The organism is Flavobacterium sp. LM4 (genome assembly GCF_002017935.1).
Classification (GTDB): domain Bacteria; phylum Bacteroidota; class Bacteroidia; order Flavobacteriales; family Flavobacteriaceae; genus Flavobacterium; species Flavobacterium chungangense.
On the sequence record NZ_MUFW01000001.1, the window covers coordinates 1,565,843 to 1,583,889 of the forward strand.

Annotated in this window: 15 protein-coding genes and 1 tRNA gene; 5 read left to right on the forward strand and 11 right to left on the reverse strand. The window is 30.9% G+C overall.

What is annotated here, in order from left to right; all coding sequences use genetic code 11:
- Window positions 1-66: 66 nt before the first annotated feature.
- Both ybeY and BXU10_RS07005 read right to left on the reverse strand, forming a co-directional pair.
- Window positions 67-486, reverse strand: coding sequence for an rRNA maturation RNase YbeY (gene ybeY, locus BXU10_RS07000; RefSeq protein ID WP_078226730.1), 420 nt, complete (start codon window positions 484-486; stop codon window positions 67-69).
- Window positions 483-3,905 carry a DUF4175 family protein gene (locus BXU10_RS07005; protein WP_223255403.1) on the reverse strand — a complete coding sequence of 1,141 codons (3,423 nt, stop codon included), beginning with the start codon at window positions 3,903-3,905 and terminating at the stop codon, window positions 483-485. Before BXU10_RS07005 ends, ybeY begins: the two co-directional genes overlap by 4 nt.
- Window positions 3,906-4,040: 135 nt before the next feature.
- Here BXU10_RS07005 and gltX point away from each other — a divergent pair, with 135 nt between their 5' ends.
- Together gltX and BXU10_RS07015 are read left to right on the forward strand one after the other, a co-directional pair.
- Window positions 4,041-5,546: a glutamate--tRNA ligase gene (gene gltX / locus BXU10_RS07010; RefSeq protein WP_078226731.1), complete on the forward strand. Its 1,506-nt coding sequence runs from the start codon at window positions 4,041-4,043 to the stop codon at window positions 5,544-5,546.
- A gap of 124 nt (window positions 5,547-5,670) precedes the next feature.
- Entirely contained in the window at window positions 5,671-6,648 is a 978-nt protein-coding gene (locus tag BXU10_RS07015) for an SPFH domain-containing protein (protein WP_078226732.1), read from the forward strand.
- Between the two features lie 25 nt (window positions 6,649-6,673).
- On the opposite strand, the gene BXU10_RS07020 is transcribed toward BXU10_RS07015, so the two are convergent.
- From BXU10_RS07020 to BXU10_RS07035, 4 genes are all read right to left on the reverse strand, one after another.
- Window positions 6,674-6,928, reverse strand: a complete 255-nt coding sequence (locus BXU10_RS07020; protein WP_078226733.1) for a DUF6327 family protein — start codon at window positions 6,926-6,928, stop codon at window positions 6,674-6,676.
- A gap of 3 nt (window positions 6,929-6,931) precedes the next feature.
- Entirely contained in the window at window positions 6,932-7,282 is a 351-nt protein-coding gene (locus tag BXU10_RS07025) for a competence protein (protein ID WP_078227931.1), read from the reverse strand.
- A gap of 117 nt (window positions 7,283-7,399) precedes the next feature.
- Complete coding sequence (locus BXU10_RS07030; protein ID WP_031453825.1) at window positions 7,400-7,726, reverse strand: YtxH domain-containing protein; 327 nt, start codon at window positions 7,724-7,726, stop codon at window positions 7,400-7,402.
- Between the two features lie 939 nt (window positions 7,727-8,665).
- The gene (locus BXU10_RS07035) at window positions 8,666-10,798 is read right to left on the reverse strand and encodes a glutamine--tRNA ligase/YqeY domain fusion protein (RefSeq protein ID WP_078226734.1); all 2,133 of its coding nucleotides are present in this window, start codon (window positions 10,796-10,798) and stop codon (window positions 8,666-8,668) included.
- Window positions 10,799-10,904: 106 nt separating this feature from the next.
- On the opposite strand from BXU10_RS07035, the gene folB reads away from it, so the two are divergent.
- Complete coding sequence (gene folB, locus BXU10_RS07040; RefSeq protein WP_031453827.1) at window positions 10,905-11,264, forward strand: dihydroneopterin aldolase; 360 nt, start codon at window positions 10,905-10,907, stop codon at window positions 11,262-11,264.
- 94 nt (window positions 11,265-11,358) lie between these two features.
- A tRNA-Cys gene (locus tag BXU10_RS24895) sits at window positions 11,359-11,429 on the forward strand.
- Window positions 11,430-11,647: 218 nt separating this feature from the next.
- Here the strand turns inward: BXU10_RS24895 and BXU10_RS07045 are convergent.
- From BXU10_RS07045 to rnr, 4 genes are read right to left on the reverse strand one after another with little or no spacing between them, the layout of a single operon-like run.
- Window positions 11,648-12,415 (reverse strand): GldM family protein, encoded by a 768-nt coding sequence (locus BXU10_RS07045; RefSeq protein WP_180908691.1) that lies wholly within the window; start codon window positions 12,413-12,415, stop codon window positions 11,648-11,650.
- A gap of 10 nt (window positions 12,416-12,425) precedes the next feature.
- Entirely contained in the window at window positions 12,426-13,103 is a 678-nt protein-coding gene (locus BXU10_RS07050; RefSeq protein ID WP_078226736.1) for a LysE family translocator, read from the reverse strand.
- A gap of 15 nt (window positions 13,104-13,118) precedes the next feature.
- Window positions 13,119-13,787, reverse strand: a complete 669-nt coding sequence (locus tag BXU10_RS07055; RefSeq protein ID WP_078227932.1) for a head GIN domain-containing protein — start codon at window positions 13,785-13,787, stop codon at window positions 13,119-13,121.
- 24 nt (window positions 13,788-13,811) lie between these two features.
- Window positions 13,812-15,992: a ribonuclease R gene (gene rnr, locus BXU10_RS07060; RefSeq protein ID WP_078226737.1), complete on the reverse strand. Its 2,181-nt coding sequence runs from the start codon at window positions 15,990-15,992 to the stop codon at window positions 13,812-13,814.
- Between the two features lie 196 nt (window positions 15,993-16,188).
- Here rnr and BXU10_RS07065 point away from each other — a divergent pair, with 196 nt between their 5' ends.
- Window positions 16,189-16,422: a putative signal transducing protein gene (locus BXU10_RS07065; RefSeq protein WP_078226738.1), complete on the forward strand. Its 234-nt coding sequence runs from the start codon at window positions 16,189-16,191 to the stop codon at window positions 16,420-16,422.
- A gap of 56 nt (window positions 16,423-16,478) precedes the next feature.
- Here BXU10_RS07065 and BXU10_RS07070 read toward each other — a convergent pair whose 3' ends face one another.
- Window positions 16,479-17,915, reverse strand: a complete 1,437-nt coding sequence (locus BXU10_RS07070) for a T9SS type A sorting domain-containing protein (RefSeq protein ID WP_078226739.1) — start codon at window positions 17,913-17,915, stop codon at window positions 16,479-16,481.
- Window positions 17,916-18,047: the final 132 nt, after the last annotated feature.

The following is an 18,047-nucleotide window of genomic DNA, read 5'->3' on the forward strand; positions in this document are numbered from 1 at the left end:
TATAAAATTTAGAACAATGTTTCACGTGGAACATCAATTTTAAACTTTAAAAAAGAGCTATTTAAGTTAAAGTTTCACGTGGAACATCGCTATTTTTTCATCTTCTTTGGAACGCATTAACTCTGCATCCTTATCTGTTTTATCTTTATATCCGCAATAATGTAATATGCCGTGAGCTAAAACTCGTTTCAATTCTTCATCAAAAGAAACATTGAAATCCTTTGCATTGTCTTCTACTCTTTCAACAGAAACAAAAATATCACCGTTTAATTCGTTTCCAACTGTATAATCAAAACTGATGATATCTGTTAATGTATCGTGATTCAGATATTCTACATTGATCTTATGAAGATATTCATCATCACAAAAAATGTAATTTACCTCTCCTTCCTTTTTCTTTTCAGAAACAATTACAGCGCTCAACCAATCAGTAAAGGCTTCTTCGTTTTCTAAATTAAAATCTGTTTCGTAATTAAAATTGATCATTTGGTATTAAAATATTCTTGAACCTTTTGGTTAAAATTTGAGCGCAAAGGTAGCGATTGTCTGTTTAAAATCTCTACACTATTTAAATAATCCAATAATGAGCTTGGTAACGCATTTGTTTTGTTTGTAAATTCAGTTTTGTTTGTTTCAGACTGACGCTTCGTGTCCTGACCTTGTTGCTGAACAGCATTATTTAATTTTAATAATTCTTGTTGTATATTTAAGATTCTTTGCAAGTTCTCATTCTTAAATCCTTTATTCAAAAGTTGCTTTTCAGATTGTTTCATTTGTTCAATAACAGGTCTTCCCTGAGAATCTAATCCTTTTTTAGCTAACTCTTTTTGCAACTCTTCACGAAGTTTAACTTGCTCTTTGTAAATCTCCATTATCTTTTCAGCGTCCCCTTCTCCATCTTCTCCTTCATTATTATTCTTTTCTCCTTTCCCATTTTTACTATCTTTTCCTGAAGAGCCATTATTACCACTATTTCCCTGACCTTCTTTTCCATCTTTTCCCTGACCACTTTTTCCTTGTCCTTGTTTTTGACCCTGACCTTGTCCCGGTTTATCTTCTGGTTTATCACCTGGCTTCATTCCATCTTTCATTTTATCAGCAAGCCCTTTTTGTTTTTTGATAATGTCTGGTAATTGCATTCCTTGTCCATCACCCGGCTTTGGTTTTCCTGATCCCGGTTTCGACATTGACATTTGCATGTTGTTTAATAAATCGCTCAAAAAGTCAGCTAACTTGTTGGCAGATGAAACTGCATATTGTTGGTGAGAAACTCCTTTTGGAACCTGAACATCTGTTAAAGATTCGATCGCTTTGTCTATATTATATTGTACGTTTCCAATTTCCTTGGTTACATCTTCAGCTACTTTTGGGTTTCTTAAAGACAAAGCAAACAAACTATCATCAACATGTTTGAACTGTTGTTTTAAATTTTGCTGCACTTTTATATTCTTCGTATATATAGAAGAACCCAATTTCATAGACTTAAATTGTTTCATTACATTTTCCTGTGATAAGGAATAAGCCAGCAAATTATCCAGAATCTGGCGAAGCATTGCAACATCTTCTTCAAGCTGTTCTTGTTCTCCACCTTCCATACTGGAGTCCATTTGTTGTGCCATACTCTTCATTTTCTTTGCTGCACTTTTCTGTTTTGGTTTAGCCGAAGATGATTTTTTTTTGTTCAATTCTTCTGATGCTTTCTGCAAATCATCTTTCACATCTTTTTCTTTTGATGCATCAGAAGGAATATCAAGAGGAGATTTTAATGTTTTATTTTCTTCTTTTAAGTCTTTTAAATCTTCCTGAATTTTATCAAATGCTTTATTGATTTCTTCCTGCTTCTCAGATGTGTTTTCTTTATCTTTATTAGAAAGCTGTTCTTGTTTTTCTGCAAGCTTATCTAATTTTTCTGCAACTTGTCCTGCTTTCTTTTCTACGTAAAATCTTTTGGTTAATTCAACTAATTGTTCTAAATTTCTAGATTGATTTTTACTGATTTGTTTGAACTTTTCCATTTTATCAAACAGTTCTTCGCTGTTTAATTTATCATTTAGGTTCTTCAATTCATCCAATAATTTCTGATTTTTCTCTAAATCTTTATCTGCATCCTCTAAACGCTTTTGTAAATCTTCTGAAGTTTTGTCCTTTTTATCGTCTTTGAATTTATCTAAATCCTTATTCATTTTTTCAGCAAATTGTTTCATCATTTCGTCTTGTTGTTTTTGACGTTTAATAAAATCATTAATTTTTTGCTGATCTTTAAATTCTAAATTATCTTTTTCTTTTCCTGTATTCTGGATTTTATCCATTTCGGAAATTTGCTTAGTTTGATTTTTTAATGATTTAGATAAACTATTAATGTTTTGATTTTGCTGTTGCAATTCCAGATCGTGAATTTCATCTGTAGTAGATACTCTGTCTGAAAAAACAGAAGACTTTGTACTCTTAAAATGATGTGGTGCATCGTTATCAAAAACTTCAAAATAGTATTCATAAGATACTCCTTCTTCAACTGTCAAGTTGCTTGGAAAAGAAAAAACGAACTGATCAAATACAGCTTGCTTTACCGGAATAGTTCCACGCTTTGCTGTTTGAGGTTTGTTACGTTCGTAGTAAACTATCTGCAATTTTGATAATCCGTAATCATCACCAAGTCTTCCTAAAACATAATTCTTATCCAGCTTTAAACTATCCGGCGCAGGAGAAACAGTAATTGTTGGGTGTTGATCCTTGATAACTGACAAGTGATAATCTAATTTCTCATAGTTTTTAACCTTATTATTAGAAGTAAGAATTTGATATTCTGTATTTTGACCAATATTTTTACTTAATTTAAACTCATTTTCAGCCTTGTTAAACTTAAAAGTTGCGTTTTCATCCTTCCAAACAATCTCCTGAGTCGACTGTGTATTCATTTTCCAGGTTACCAAAGTACCTTCAGGAACGATAGCATTTCCGGTTCCCTGAATGGTTTCTGATTTCTTTTTTAAGTAAGATGGAAAATTCAGAACCATTTCGAAGTTGGCGATTGATGGAACTGTGATTACTTTTAATTCGTATTCTTCAGATGAAACTGAATTTCCTTCAAAAGAAAAAGAAACATTGTCAACTGGTTTTTCAAACTTGAATTCAAACTTTCCTGGCTGAGAAGATTCCATAAAATAACTTTCATCACCAATATGAATCATCACATTTTCGGGAACGATGTTTCCAACAGATTCCATTTTTACAACAAAATCTTTGTTCTGTTCTGTTTGCAAATTTTGATTTAGCACCACAAATTTGAAAAGCGCCGGAGGTAAAAATGTAGCATTAAAATGCACTACTCTATTTAAACTTTGAGAAATAATATTGCTGTTTCCTGAAATATAAAACACTACAAAAAGTAAAATTGGAATAAGTGCTAATGGCAAATACTTTCTGTTTGAATTAAAATTGATTGCATTTCCAAACGGAATTGGTTGTAGCGAATTTGCTTTTTGCTCTATCGAAGCCAACATCAACTCTGAACTTTCTGCTGAATTCTCATAAGCCGAAAGCTGTAAAAAGTTTGTCAGCTTATCACTCACTTCAGTAAAATGATTTCCAATAATGGCAGAAGCCTGATTATAATCTATTCCTTTTTGAAGTTTGAATAACTTAAATACTGGAAACAGAATAAAACGAAACAAAAGATAAACTTCTACTCCTATAAAAAGCCAAAATAAAAGTGTTCTTCCGAGGGGTTTTAACCAAAGGAAATACTCAATAAAAAGCGTAAATAAAAAATACAAAAGTCCAAAACCGGTAAAAAGAAGTATTCCTTTTATCAATTCATTCGTATAATATTTTTTAATAAAAGCTTCCAGCTTTTGATATATGGCAGATGATGTTTTCAAAATGAATCTGTTTAATTTATAACCCATAAAAGTAGTAATTTTAATTAGAAAATGACCCATTAGAAAATTAGTCAATTAAGCTACAAACAAGGCATTATCTCATTATACACATTTTCTAATTTTCTAATTCAGAGTTGTATCTTTGCATCAAAATTTATACAAATGTTAAAGCAAGTTCGTGTGCGTTTTGCACCAAGTCCAACAGGACCTCTACATATTGGCGGAGTTCGTACTGCCCTATTTAATTATTTATTTGCCAAAAAACATAACGGTGTTTTTTATCTGAGGATTGAAGATACAGATCAGACTCGTTTTGTTCCGGGAGCTGAGGCTTATATTATGGAAGCTTTAGAATGGTTAGGAATTTCGCCTGATGAAACCGTTGCAAAAAATGAAAAATTTGGTCCGTACAGACAAAGTGATCGTAAAGATTTATACCAACAATATGCTGATCAATTGATCAATTCTGGTTGGGCGTATTATGCTTTTGATACTCCCGAAGCTTTAGATGCACATAGAAAACAACACGAAGCCGAAGGAAAAACATTTATTTACAATCATCATAATCGTGAAAAGTTAGATACGTCTTTGGTAATTTCTGCAGAAGAAGTTTCTAAAAGAATTGCAAATGGAGAACATTATGTGATCCGTTTTAAAACTCCGGTTGATGAAACTTTACACTTGAAAGATATCATTCGTGGTGATGTAAAATTCGAAACGAATCTTCTTGATGATAAAGTATTATTTAAAAGTGACGGAATGCCAACTTATCATTTAGCTAATATTGTTGATGATCATTTAATGGAAACTTCACATGTAATTCGTGGAGAAGAATGGTTGCCGTCTATGCCACTACACGTTTTATTATACAGAGCTTTTGGTTGGGATGCTCCGGAATTTGCACATTTACCTTTGATTTTAAAACCTGTTGGAAACGGAAAATTATCTAAAAGAGATGGTGACAAATTAGGATTTCCTGTGTTTCCATTAGAATGGAAAACGGAAGAAGGCATTTCATCAGGTTACAGAGAGAAAGGATTTTTCCCGGAAGCAGTTATAAATTTTCTTGCTCTTTTAGGATGGAATGACGGAACTGATAAGGAATTATTTTCTTTAGAGGAATTAGTAGAGTCGTTTGACTTAAACCGAGTTCACAAATCGGGAGCAAAATTTGATCCGGAGAAAAACAAATGGTTCAATCACCAATATTTAATTAAACAAAATGATGCAGATTTAGCGAAAAGCTTCACTCCTATTTTAGTAGAAAAAGGAATTGATATTTCTAAATTTGATATTACAAGAATTGTTTCTTTGATAAAAGAACGTGCTCATTTTGTTTCTGAATTTTGGGATTTAACAGATTTCTTTTTCCACGCACCAACATCATACGATGAAAAAGCAAGCAAAAACTGGAAAGAAGAAACACCGGCTTTAATGCAGGAATTGATTTCAACTCTAGAATATATTGATGGTTTTGATTCAGCAAATATTGAAGCAATTGTAAAAGACTGGTTAACTAAAAACGAAATTGGAATTGGCAAAGTGATGCAGCCTTTTCGTTTAAGTTTGGTTGGAGCTTTAAAAGGCCCTCACCTATTTGACATTGTTGAAATCATCGGAAAAGAAGAAACTATATCTAGGATTCAGAAGGCAATAAGTTCTTTGTAAAAAAATATACTTTCAAAATGCAAACGCTAAGTAACATTAATAAAATGTTCTTAGCGTTTTTTTATATTCAAACCCGAAGAAATTTCGTAATTTACCGCACCTAAAAACTTAAATCAATATCACTATGAGTATCCCATTCATTATCATTTTTGTAATTGCATTCTTTATTTTCCTATCGTCATTCTTTACAGTAAAACAACAATCCTCTGTAATTATCGAAAGATTTGGAAAATTTCAGAGTGTTAGAAATTCAGGTTTGCAACTTAAAATTCCGGTTGTTGACAGAATTGCCGGAAGAGTAAATCTAAAAATTCAACAGTTAGATGTTATTATTGAAACCAAAACCAAAGACAACGTTTTTATCAAAATGAAAGTTTCGGTACAGTTTAAAGTTATTCAGGAAAAAGTATACGATGCTTTTTATAAACTGGAATATCCTCACGATCAGATCACGGCGTATGTTTTTGATGTCGTTCGTGCCGAAGTTCCAAAACTAAAACTGGATGATGTTTTTGAAAGAAAAGATGATATCGCCATAGCTGTAAAAAGAGAATTGAACGAAGCTATGACTACATATGGTTATGATATCATCAATACTTTGGTTACGGATATTGATCCGGATATCCAGGTAAAAAATGCAATGAACAGAATCAACGCTGCCGACAGAGAAAAAACAGCTGCAGAATTTGAAGCTGAAAGTTCAAGAATCAGAATCGTTGCTAAAGCAAAAGCCGAAGCAGAAAGTAAACGTTTACAAGGTCAGGGTATTGCAGATCAGCGTCGTGAAATTGCAAGAGGTTTAGTAGAAAGTGTTGAAGTTTTGAATAATGTTGGAATAAATTCCCAGGAAGCTTCTGCCCTAATTGTTGTCACTCAACATTATGATACGCTTCAGGCAATTGGAGCTGATGCTAATTCTAATTTAATTTTGTTGCCTAATTCACCACAAGCAGGAAGTGATATGTTGAATAATATGGTAGCTTCATTCTCAGCATCTAACCAAGTTGGGGAAATGATGAAGAAAAACAATAAAAAAGTGGAGAAACCAAAACCAATACAGCCACAAAGCGGTTATGAAGATGATATAACTCCAGAAAATTAATAAATATCAAAAACGAAAAAGAGGCTCAATTGCCTCTTTTTTTATTTATAAACCAACCGATTATATAAGGTAAAATCGATTGAAAAATACTTCCATAAGAATTTGAAAGGTAATCTTTGAATGAAGAAAAAATGCCATTCATAACATTTTGTGGTGTAATATTTTCTCTAGTTTTTTGAAAACTTAAAACCAATTTCTGATAACTGATTTCTTTTTCGAGTTTTAAAATTTCAAGATCTTTTTCTATTTCAGCATACGATGAGTATTTTTTTACTTCCATAAATTAATCGTTAAAAAAGATTTCAGAAAATTTCTCTAAAATCGGACCTTCAACAAACTTGTCTTTTATAAAAAAAAGTAAAATTGTAAACACAAAATAGATCCCTCCTACTGCTAAAAATCCGAGTGCATTACTTTCAAATAAAGAACCAAAAGCATACGCTGCGGCAAAAGATCCAAAAATAAGAACCATACTAAAACACAATAAAATCAAAGTAAATTTAAAAATTAAAGTTGTTGATTTCATCGCAACCTTAAATCCCCAGAGTTTATAATACGCTAAATTACTGTCAATATAAGCTTTGGTACTTTCCTGAATATTCTCTGTATTTTCTTTTAATTCTTCAAAAGCCATAATTTTAAATTTCATTAAAAAAGAAACACAAAACAAACTGATTACAAACTGAATATCAAATATTATAAAAAAATTATATCAACTATAAATCAGGTAAGTTTTGTGTTGCCTGGATTATTACTTTTGATATTTAGCGTTTTGCGTCTTCAAATCAGCTAGTTTAGATTCTAAAAAAGAAATAACTTCTTCTGTTTTATGGCTTACATTTGAAAGTAATTCATCAAAAGTTCCATCAAGATTCTCTGTAGCACTTGCAAATTTTTCACGCAAAACTTCTGAACTTGCTTCTAAGGAGTCTTTTAAATTGTTGGCAGTATCTCCCAGATTTTCTTTAATTTTTGCTCTTGTGTTTGAGCCTTTATCAGGAGCTAACAAAATTCCTATAGCTGCTCCTACTGCTGCTCCGGCCAAAATTGCTGCAATAGTATTTGAATTGTTTGACATAATATTTAATTTAAATGATTAATAAAGATACTAATTTTTGATATTCTAAAATATTGTCTAAAAGTAATTTACATAAAGTTAATAAACATAAGCAATAGCCTCTAATACTTTTCAATAATACACGCAAAAAACTTAAAGCTTATTTCAGCCGTATATACTTCTGAAAAATACATACTTCATTCCAATTAAATTTGAGGAATAAAAAATGATAAAAATAAAAATTTATAAATGATAAAACCAATTTCAGAAATCAGCATTGAATAAATTATAAAAACAAAAAAGTAAATTTTTCAATTTTTTAAAAAACCAGATTCGATTCCTAAAGTGCTTTTTTTAATTATAAATTTCAGATTTGATCTTTGGATAAAAATAGCAACTTTATAAACAATTGTATGTTAACAACCCGTTAAACCGACAAAAACGATGGCGAAAATTAAAATAAAGCTCAAAAATCAACAATTATTCAAAAGATGAGTTAAGAGATGAAATAAGTAAAAAAAGGTCTTAAAATTAAATTATGAAGGTCACTTTTAGTTTAAATAATCTATTAAAATTAAAAAAACAATAGATTTAATATATAATAAATATAATCTTTAAAATATACAAAATTATAAATAAAATTGATTTAATATAATTTCATCATTTATTTTGAAGAAATCCATACATTTTTTAAAACTAAATCTTAGATAGCAACTTTATAAACATTCCATTGTTAATAAGCTGTAAAGATGGCTAAAAGAAGAGCTAAAATTAAAATAAAGCGTTTATTTTAACTATTTTAAAAAAGATGAATTCTATATCGGAAGAAATAAAAAAACCTTTTAAAATCAATTTATGAAGGCTACTTTTAATATAAAATATTTATTAAAAATATATTTTATATAGAAAACATAAATAATAAAAAAGCGCTTATAAAAAGCGCTTTTCAATAGATTATATTTATTTGTAAATATTAGTAATTTCAGATATAACTAAGATTTCACTTTCCGAAGCATTTTTAGGAATATTTTCTTTTAATTTTAAAAAATCACTATAAAAACTATTTCTTAATTCAATTTCTTTCAAATCTCTTGATTTCCAAAGTGCTTCTCTACGTACATATGTAGACTCACTTCTCAATGACATTGAAAATAATTTTTTAATATCTTCTTCTTCAAAATCATAATAATCTAAATGAGAATACTTTAAAATGAAATGAGCAAATAAGAGTGAGCCTTTATTATTGTTGATATTTCTCTTAAATGAATTTTGTAATAAAGAAAAACTAGATACATTTTGTATACTTAAACCTATTGTATTTGCAATTTCCTCACGTTCTTCATCCGTTTCAACTTTAAAATATTTGTTGATGTCTTTTAAAGAATTATTGATACTGTTCTCTTCTTTTTTACCTTTTTCTTCCCAGGCATCTTTTAATCCAACAGTTTTGTTAAATACTAATTTTGAAGGAGTTGAGTCTTTATCAACAGTAAAATAACCCAAACGTTGAAACTGAAATTTATCTTCATTTTGAGCTGTAGCCAAACTTGGTTCAACGAATCCTTTTACAATTTCTAATGAATTTGGATTTACAAAATCTAAGAAATTTTTATCCTTATAACTGTCTGGTGCTTCATCTGTAAACAAACGATCATATAGTCGAACTTCAGCTTCAACTGCATGCTGAATAGAAACCCAGTGCAATGTTCCGGAAACTTTTCTTTGGCTTGCTTCTGTCCCACTTCCACTCAAAGAATCAGTATCATAAGTAACATGAATTTCTGTAATATTTCCATTATTATCTTTTTTAACATCTTGAGCTGCCTCACATTTAATGATATACGCATTTTTAAGACGCACTTCTTTTCCTAAAGTCAAACGGAAAAACTTCGCCGGAGCTTCTTCTAAAAAGTCTTCTCTTTCGATATATAATTCACGAGAAAAAGGCACTTTTCTGAAACCAGCATTTTCATCTTCCTGATTATTTTCAGCTTCCAGCCACTCTTCTTTTCCTTCAGGATAATTTGTAATTACCAATTTTACAGGATCTAAAACGGCCATTACACGAGGTGCGATTTTGTTCAAATCTTCACGAATACAAAATTCTAAAACGGATACATTGATCAAATTATCACGTTTTGCAATACCAATTGTATTAGCAAAATTACGCAATGAAGCAGCTGTATAACCTCGTCTTCTTAATCCGGAAATAGTTGACATTCTTGGATCATCCCAACCGTTAACATGCTTTTCTTTAACTAGTTGCTGTAATTTTCTTTTACTAACAACGGTATGTGATAAGTTACGTCTTGCAAATTCTCTTTGCTTTGGACGAATCTGATTTTCATCAATGATCTGATCTAAAAACCAATCGTATAATTCACGATGAGGCAAGAATTCCAGTGTGCAAAATGAATGTGAAATGGCTTCTAAATAATCGCTTTGACCGTGTGCCCAATCGTACATTGGGTAAATTTTCCAGGTATCCCCTGTTCTATGATGATGCTTATGCAAGATCCTGTACATGATAGGATCACGCATTAACATATTGGTAGATTTCATGTCAATTTTGGCACGAAGAATATGAGTACCTGCTTCAAATTCACCGCTTTTCATTCTTTCGAATAACTCTAAATTTTCTTCTACAGAACGATTTCTATAAGGGCTATTAACACCTTCAGTTGATGGTGTTCCTTTTTGAATCGCCATATCTTCAGAAGACTGGCTGTCAACATAGGCTTTATCTTTTTTAATTAATAAAACTGCCCAGTCATATAGTTGCTGAAAATAATCAGAAGCATAACGCTCTTCTGTCCACTTATAGCCTAACCATTCTACATCTTTTTTAATGGCATCAACAAATTCCTGTTCTTCTTTTTCAGGATTGGTATCATCAAAACGCAAATTTACAGGTGACTGATAATCAATTCCTAAACCAAAATTTAATGCAATAGAACTTGCGTGTCCAATGTGTAAATAACCATTTGGTTCGGGTGGAAAACGAAAACGTAATTTAGAATTTGACAGACCTAATTTCAGATCTTCTTCTATGATTTGTTCAATAAAATTGAGTGATTTCTCTTCTGATGCCATTATTTATAGTAATTTTAGCAAAGATAAAAAAAAGGTTTCAGGTTTCAGATTTAAAGTTATTTAAGTGGCGCAAAACCTGAAACTTTAAACGTGAAACAATACAAAAATGGGAGTTATTAAACTAAAAAACATCCGAACTTTTTCCTACCACGGATGTATGATTGAAGAAGGAAAAATAGGATCTGACTACACAGTCGATCTAAAAGTGAAAACTAATCTTCAAAAATCGGCTGAAACAGATCATCTTTTGGATACTGTTGACTATGTTCATTTGAATAAAATTGTGACTGAAGAAATGGCAATTCGTTCGCATTTACTAGAACATGTGGCCAAAAGAATCAATATTCGTGTACTTGCTGAAATAGAAACTGCAGAAAAAACAACAGTTTGGGTTTCAAAAATAAATCCTCCTATTGGTGGTGATGTTGAATCAGTTACTATAAAAATGACGGAAATTAGAAAGTAATTTTTGAATACATTTCAGTAAATTTTTAAAATACTTTACTTTAAACTTTTGAATTTTAAAGATTTTGGTTACTTTTGCCATCCGTTCAAGCAATGGCGTCGTGGCCGAGCGGCTAGGCTGGGCTCTGCAAAAGCTCCTACTCCGGTTCGAATCCGGACGATGCCTCTAAAACCTCTAAAGCAATTTAGAGGTTTTTTTATGTCTAATTTTTAAAAAAATTAATTAAAAATATTGCTTCGAATTCGGACGATACCTCAAAACCTCTAAAGCAATTTGAAGTTTTTTTTATATTTAATTTTTTTGCATCTGTGTCATTTCTAATCAGGCAGATGATAAAATTACTGATTAAGCACAAAAAATCCTCTGAAAATCAGAGGATTTAATTATCTTTTTAAAAGTTTCTTTTCATTTTTTATTCTTCGAATACTATCTCTGATAAACTCTTTACTTTCATAATAATTTTCTTTTATTTCTTCTTCTACAACCATAATTTTGATTGGAAGAAGTCTTGGTAAAAGATAATTTTCAGATCCAGGGAAAGAATATCCGATATCAGTAATTGAAAAAATTGATCCTTTTTTCAATTTTTTAATTTTATCTAAAACTTCCTTACTTACCTGATTACCAGAAATAAATATCTTTACATTGTGAGGTAATTTTACAATAAAGCTGTTTATTTTATAATTAGAAAGATCCATATCAAAAAGCAAATCTTGTGGTAAACTAAAACCAATTGTAGCATTAGAAAGTTCATTTCTTGTCATTTCTAAAATACATTTTTGATAACAGCTTTTTTCGTTAATAGTTGCTAAAGGATTATTAATTTGTTTTATCTTAAATTTATGCTCTTCACTAATTATTGAATTATCATTTAATATAATATCAACTTTAATTATGGAGTAAAGTCCCTGACCAGGAGAAAGATAATATTTTCCTTCCTTATTTTTATTTAACCCTGAACCAGAAGCAGTAAAAGATTTACAATTTGGAACCGCAATAGAAATTGGATTTAAAACTCCTCTGTAAACAACATTTAATTTATCAGCAGAAACTACAGCTATACTGGGTTTATCAACAACTACAGAATCTTTTTGTGCTATACTATTTAACGAGAAAGAAAAAAAGAAGAATAAAAGTAGTTTTTTAATCATAATAATTCGTCTACTTCTCAATCTTCTCAAAAGCATTTTTAACCATTTCTTTTTCTTTCGGAAACCAGCCTTGAATCATCAAAACAAATCCAAAAATCATTAGAACTATACTGATACCTTTTTTAATCTTTAAGATATTGGTTGGTGTCATTTTAGATTTTAATTGTTTGGCTAGTAAAATTTTAAGACAATCAACCAATAAATAAGTGATAATAACAGAAGTAAAAAAAGTAAACATTCTGGAGTTTTGCATTTCTAATTTTGGTCCGACAGAAATAATTACCGCTAACCAAAAACCTAGTACTCCAATGTTGATAACGTTTAGTAAAAAGCCTTTTATGAACAAACTTCCGTAATTTCTTTTAATGATATCCCTATCTATTTCTTCATCGTCAATTTTTTCTTCATTCTTTAATCTTACAAAAGAAATTATGCCGTATGCTAACATAATTATACCTCCAAAGATAAAAAGAGCTGGCTTGTCTTTTAAACTCTGAATTAATCTGTAGCTTCCTAAATATGCAATTGCTATAAAAAATACATCACCCAGTACTACACCAAAATCAAAGACTATAGCAGCTCTGAAGCCTTTGGTAATACTGGTTTCTAATAGTATAAAAAATACCGGGCCTACCATAAAACTTAAAAAAAGTCCCCATGGCAGCCCAGCTACAATATCATTTATCATTAAAATATAATTAGTTTACTTTACTTCTTCAATTTTTCCGCCAAAAACAGTCTTCTGATTAATTTGTTTTGGCTTTCCATAAATGTAAATAGAGCCTCCTGCGCTAACTTTTGCATCAACTAATGTAGAAGCATTTACATCTGCTTTTCCTCCAGCAGAAACGCTTACAGTAGTTTGAGATGTATTTAATTTACTTGCTAATAAATATCCTCCAGCTCCCAGTTTTGCGACCTGATTTGAAGCTTTACCAGATAAAGTAATTTCTCCACCGGAAACTGAACTTACATTTAGTTTATCTACATCCAAATCTACATTAATTTTGCCACCTTCCTGGGCACTTACTTTAAATGAAGTTGCTTTTATAACTTTACCACTGGAAACCAAAGCCCCTTCATTAACATCAATAAGCTCAATATGTTTGTAATATAATGTAATATCTAAATCGTCTCCTGATAATAATTTTGGAAAAGGCATTCTTAATTTTAATAAACCTGACTTGTTAACAACTTCAAGTTCTGATTCTCTTGCTCCTTTTATTACAATTTTATTTTCAGATGACTGAACTAATTTTACATGTAATTTATCAAATACTTTTACCGAATCAAAATCTCCTAATTCTTTGGTAACCTGACTAAAAGACAATTGCACAATTAAAATTGCAACGACTATAATTAATTTTTTCATTTTATAAATTTTTAAATTTAACAACTATTCAGCTCTTCGTAAAAAATGAAAATCTAATTGTTTTTTAACTAAATCTGCATTTTTTACTTTAACGTAAATTTCATCTCCTAATTGCAATATACTGTTTGAAGTTGCTCCAACCAAGGCATATTGCTTTTCATCAAAAGTATAATAATCATCTTTTATTTCTCTGATTCTTACCATACCTTCACATTTATTTGAAATAATTTCAACATAAATTCCCCATTCTGTAACTCCTGAAATTACTCCTAAAAATTCTTCGTCCTGATGATCCTGCATGTATTTCACCTGCATATATTTGATACTGTCTCTTTCAGCATTAGTCGCTAAACTTTCCATATTCGAACAATGCAGACATTTTGTTTCGTAAATTTCTTCATCTACAGATTTTCCTGCATCAAGATAAAACTGTAATAATCGATGTACCATAACGTCAGGATATCTACGAATTGGCGAAGTAAAATGACTGTAATAATCAAAAGCCAAACCATAATGACCAATATTATCTGTCGAATATTTGGCTTTACTCATACTTCTAATAGCAAGGGTATCAATAAGATTTTGCTCTTTTTTACCGTTAACTTCTTCCATCAATGCATTCAAAGACTTCGAAATATCCCCTTTGTTACGAAAATCAATTTTATAACCAAATTTAGCAATTACACCTGCCATCGCAATTAATTTGTCTTCGTTTGGTTCGTCGTGGATTCTATAAATAAATGTTTTCTTTTGTTTTCCAATATATTCCGCCACTTTTCTGTTGGCTAAAAGCATGAACTCTTCAATCAAGTGATTGGCATCTTTAGAAACTTTAAAATAAACACCTTCTGGTTCTCCTTGAGCATCAAGATTGAATTTTACTTCTACTTTGTCAAAAGAAATTGCGCCATTCTGCATTCTTTTCTTTCTTAAAATCTTAGCTAATTCATCTAATTTTAAAGTTGCTTCAACAATTTCATCCGGAACAACATACGATTCTCCTGTAATCGAAATATCAATTGGAATTGTCTTGTCTTTTGTTTCAATAATATATTGTGCTTCTTCATAAGCAAAACGCTGATCAGAATAAATTACCGTTCTGCCAAACCATTGATTGATAACCTGCGCTGTTGGAGAAACTTCGAATACTGCAGAGAACGTATATTTCTCTTCATTTGGACGAAGTGAACAGGCAAAATTAGACAAAACTTCAGGAAGCATTGGCACTACTCTATCTACCAAATATACCGAAGTTGCTCTTTGATAAGCTTCATCATCCAAAATTGTTCCTTCTTCTAAATAATACGAAACATCAGCAATATGAACTCCAATTTCGTAATTTCCGTTTTCTAACTTTTTGAAAGACAAGGCATCATCAAAATCTTTGGCATCTTTGGGATCAATCGTAAACGTAAGCGTGTTACGCATGTCACGACGTTTTGCAATCTCAGATTCCTGAATTGAAGTGTCTATTTTTTGTGCATAAACCTCTACTTCTACCGGAAAATCAGATGGTAAACCATATTCTGCTAAAATCGCATGAATTTCTGTATTATGTTCTCCAGGTTTTCCTAAAACTTTAATTACAGATCCAAAAGGACTATCGGCTCTTTTTGGCCAATCTTCAATATTCACTAAAACAACATCACCATTTTCTGCTTCTCCTATTTTATCTTTAGGAATAAAAATATCGGTATACATTTTTGGATTTGCCGTTGATACAAAAGCAAAATTGGGCTGAATATCAATTACTCCAACGAATTCTGTTTTGTTTCTTTCAACAACTTCAATTACTTCACCTTCGGGTCTTTTTCCTTTTCTTCGGTTGTAAACGTAAACTTTAACTTTGTCTTTGTCTAATGCGCGATTCAGATTATTGGTCGGAATAAAAACATCTTCGGTAAAATCTTCACAAATAAAATAAGCTGTTTTACGGCTTGTCATATCTATTATTCCTTCGTAATAATCCTGACTCTCCGCTTTCACCAAATAGTTCCCAGGCTCAGATTCAATAATTTTTTTGGAACCAGCCATTATTTTTAAGTCTTTTATGATCTGGTTTCTGCTTTTTGTATCATCAAGTTCAAGCTTTGCAGCTATTTGTTTGTAATTAAATGCTTTATTAGGGCTTTTCGATAAAATCTTCAGTATTTTTCCTGAGAAATCTTTCTCATTTTTTATCGGTTTTCTAATTTTCTTACTCATATATCTTTTCTTATAAAGTTTAAAATTACAAATAAGATACCAGATAACAGATTTTAACAATTAGAATTATTAAAATTATAACTTTAGTAGGTAGTTATTTAATTTTATTTAAAGGTCATTTTTAGTTGATATATTTAATTAACGCTTATACCAGATTTTAATAATGCTTATTTCGTACCTTTATAAAAAGACCTTTATGGAAAGCTTTAAAACTATTGCTATATTCAATTATGACTATGAAACGGTCATTCTTAAACACTTATTAGAGCAGCAAGGAATTCCATATTTTTTTGAAAACGAAATGACTTTGTCGGTTGTTCCAATGTATACTAGCGCATTGGGTGGAATCAAACTCAAAGTTAATCCTGAAGATTTCGAAGAAGTTCAGCAGATTCTGGATAATCTTAATAGTCCTCTTAAAATCGTTTAAAATTATTTAAACAAAAAAAGCTACCATTATGGCAGCTTTCAAACTTTTATTTATTTCTATTTTACTAAAACAGTCTTAGTTCCTTTTCCTTTATCGGTAATAATTTCAAAGTAATAAGTTCCGTTTGATAAAGAACTTACTGAAACAGCATTACTTTTTTCTGTTTTTACCAATTGACCTAAAGTGTTATAAATATTTACTTTTTCTAAGGTTAAAATTTCACTTAAGTTAATATTTACTACTTCTGATGCTGGATTAGGATATATACTAAAGTTATCCATAACAAATTTATCTGTACTTAACATACCTGTTAAACTAAACACCCTAACCTGACCTGTATAGGGACCTTTTAGTGCATTAGCTACAGCTCCTATTACTAAAACTTTGCCATTTGAAGAAAGAGCAACACTTCCTCCACTATTATCATCTACAGCTGTTCCATCAATATCAGCTCCAAACTTTTTCCAGACGCCTGCTACATTTTGATAGGTTCTAACATGTCCGGTATTTTTTCCAGCTTTTCCATAATTATAAATGGCACCAACAGCTAAAATTTTTCCATCAGAAGAAAGAGAAACATCCTGACCACTATAATCCCTATATTCTTCTCCATTGATATCACTTCCTATTTGTTTCCAGGTACCTGCATTATTAAAATAAACCCTAACGTGACCTGAATCTGATCCATTACCATCATTTCTGGGAGCTCCAATTGCTAGAATAGTTCCATCTGAAGATAGTGCTAAATTATTACCACTCAAATCACCGGCACCTTCTCCATTAATATCATTTCCTATTTGTATCCAACTGCCTGAAATATTCTGAAATACTCTTACCTGTCCTGAATCTTCCCCATTACCATCACTTTCAGGAGCACCAACTGCTAAAATAGAACCATCAGCCGATATTTTAAGCTTTTTTCCAAATCGATCTGAGGCTAATTTACCGTTAATTGCATTTCCTATTTGTGTCCAGCTGCCTGAAATATTTTGAAAAACAGTTACTTGGCCTGATTTAACTGCGCTTCCATTTTTATTATAAGCGCCAATACCTAAAATTGAACCATCGGAAGAAATTGAAACACTAGTTCCAAAAAAATCTCCCGCTGTTAAACCATACAAATTTCCTATTGTCGTCCAGGTACCACTTACATTTTTATATACATCAACACTTCCTGCATTATTTCCATTATTTGAATTTTCCGGGTTACCAACTGCTATAATAGTGCCATCACTAGAAAGTGAAATACTAGTACCTGATAACCAGCTGCTTTTAAGATCAGCACCAAGCTGTATCCAACTACCATCTACATTTTTATATACTCTTACTGTATTAAAACCTATACCACCGCTTGCTATAATGGTTCCATCTGCTGAAATAGCAACGCTGCTACCAAATTGATTATTTTCTGCATCTCCGTATATGTCGTTACCAATTTGAGCTTGGCTAAAACTGAATAAAGGAAATAAAATTAAGAGTAAAGTTTTTTTCATAAAAGAATTGATTTAAAAAATTTAGCTGTAAATATAAAAATTATAATAAGCAATCACGGAAAATCAAACATTGATCAGTTTAAAAAAATTCACCAATTTTTAAATAATCTCAAAATTGTCTGAATCAAACTA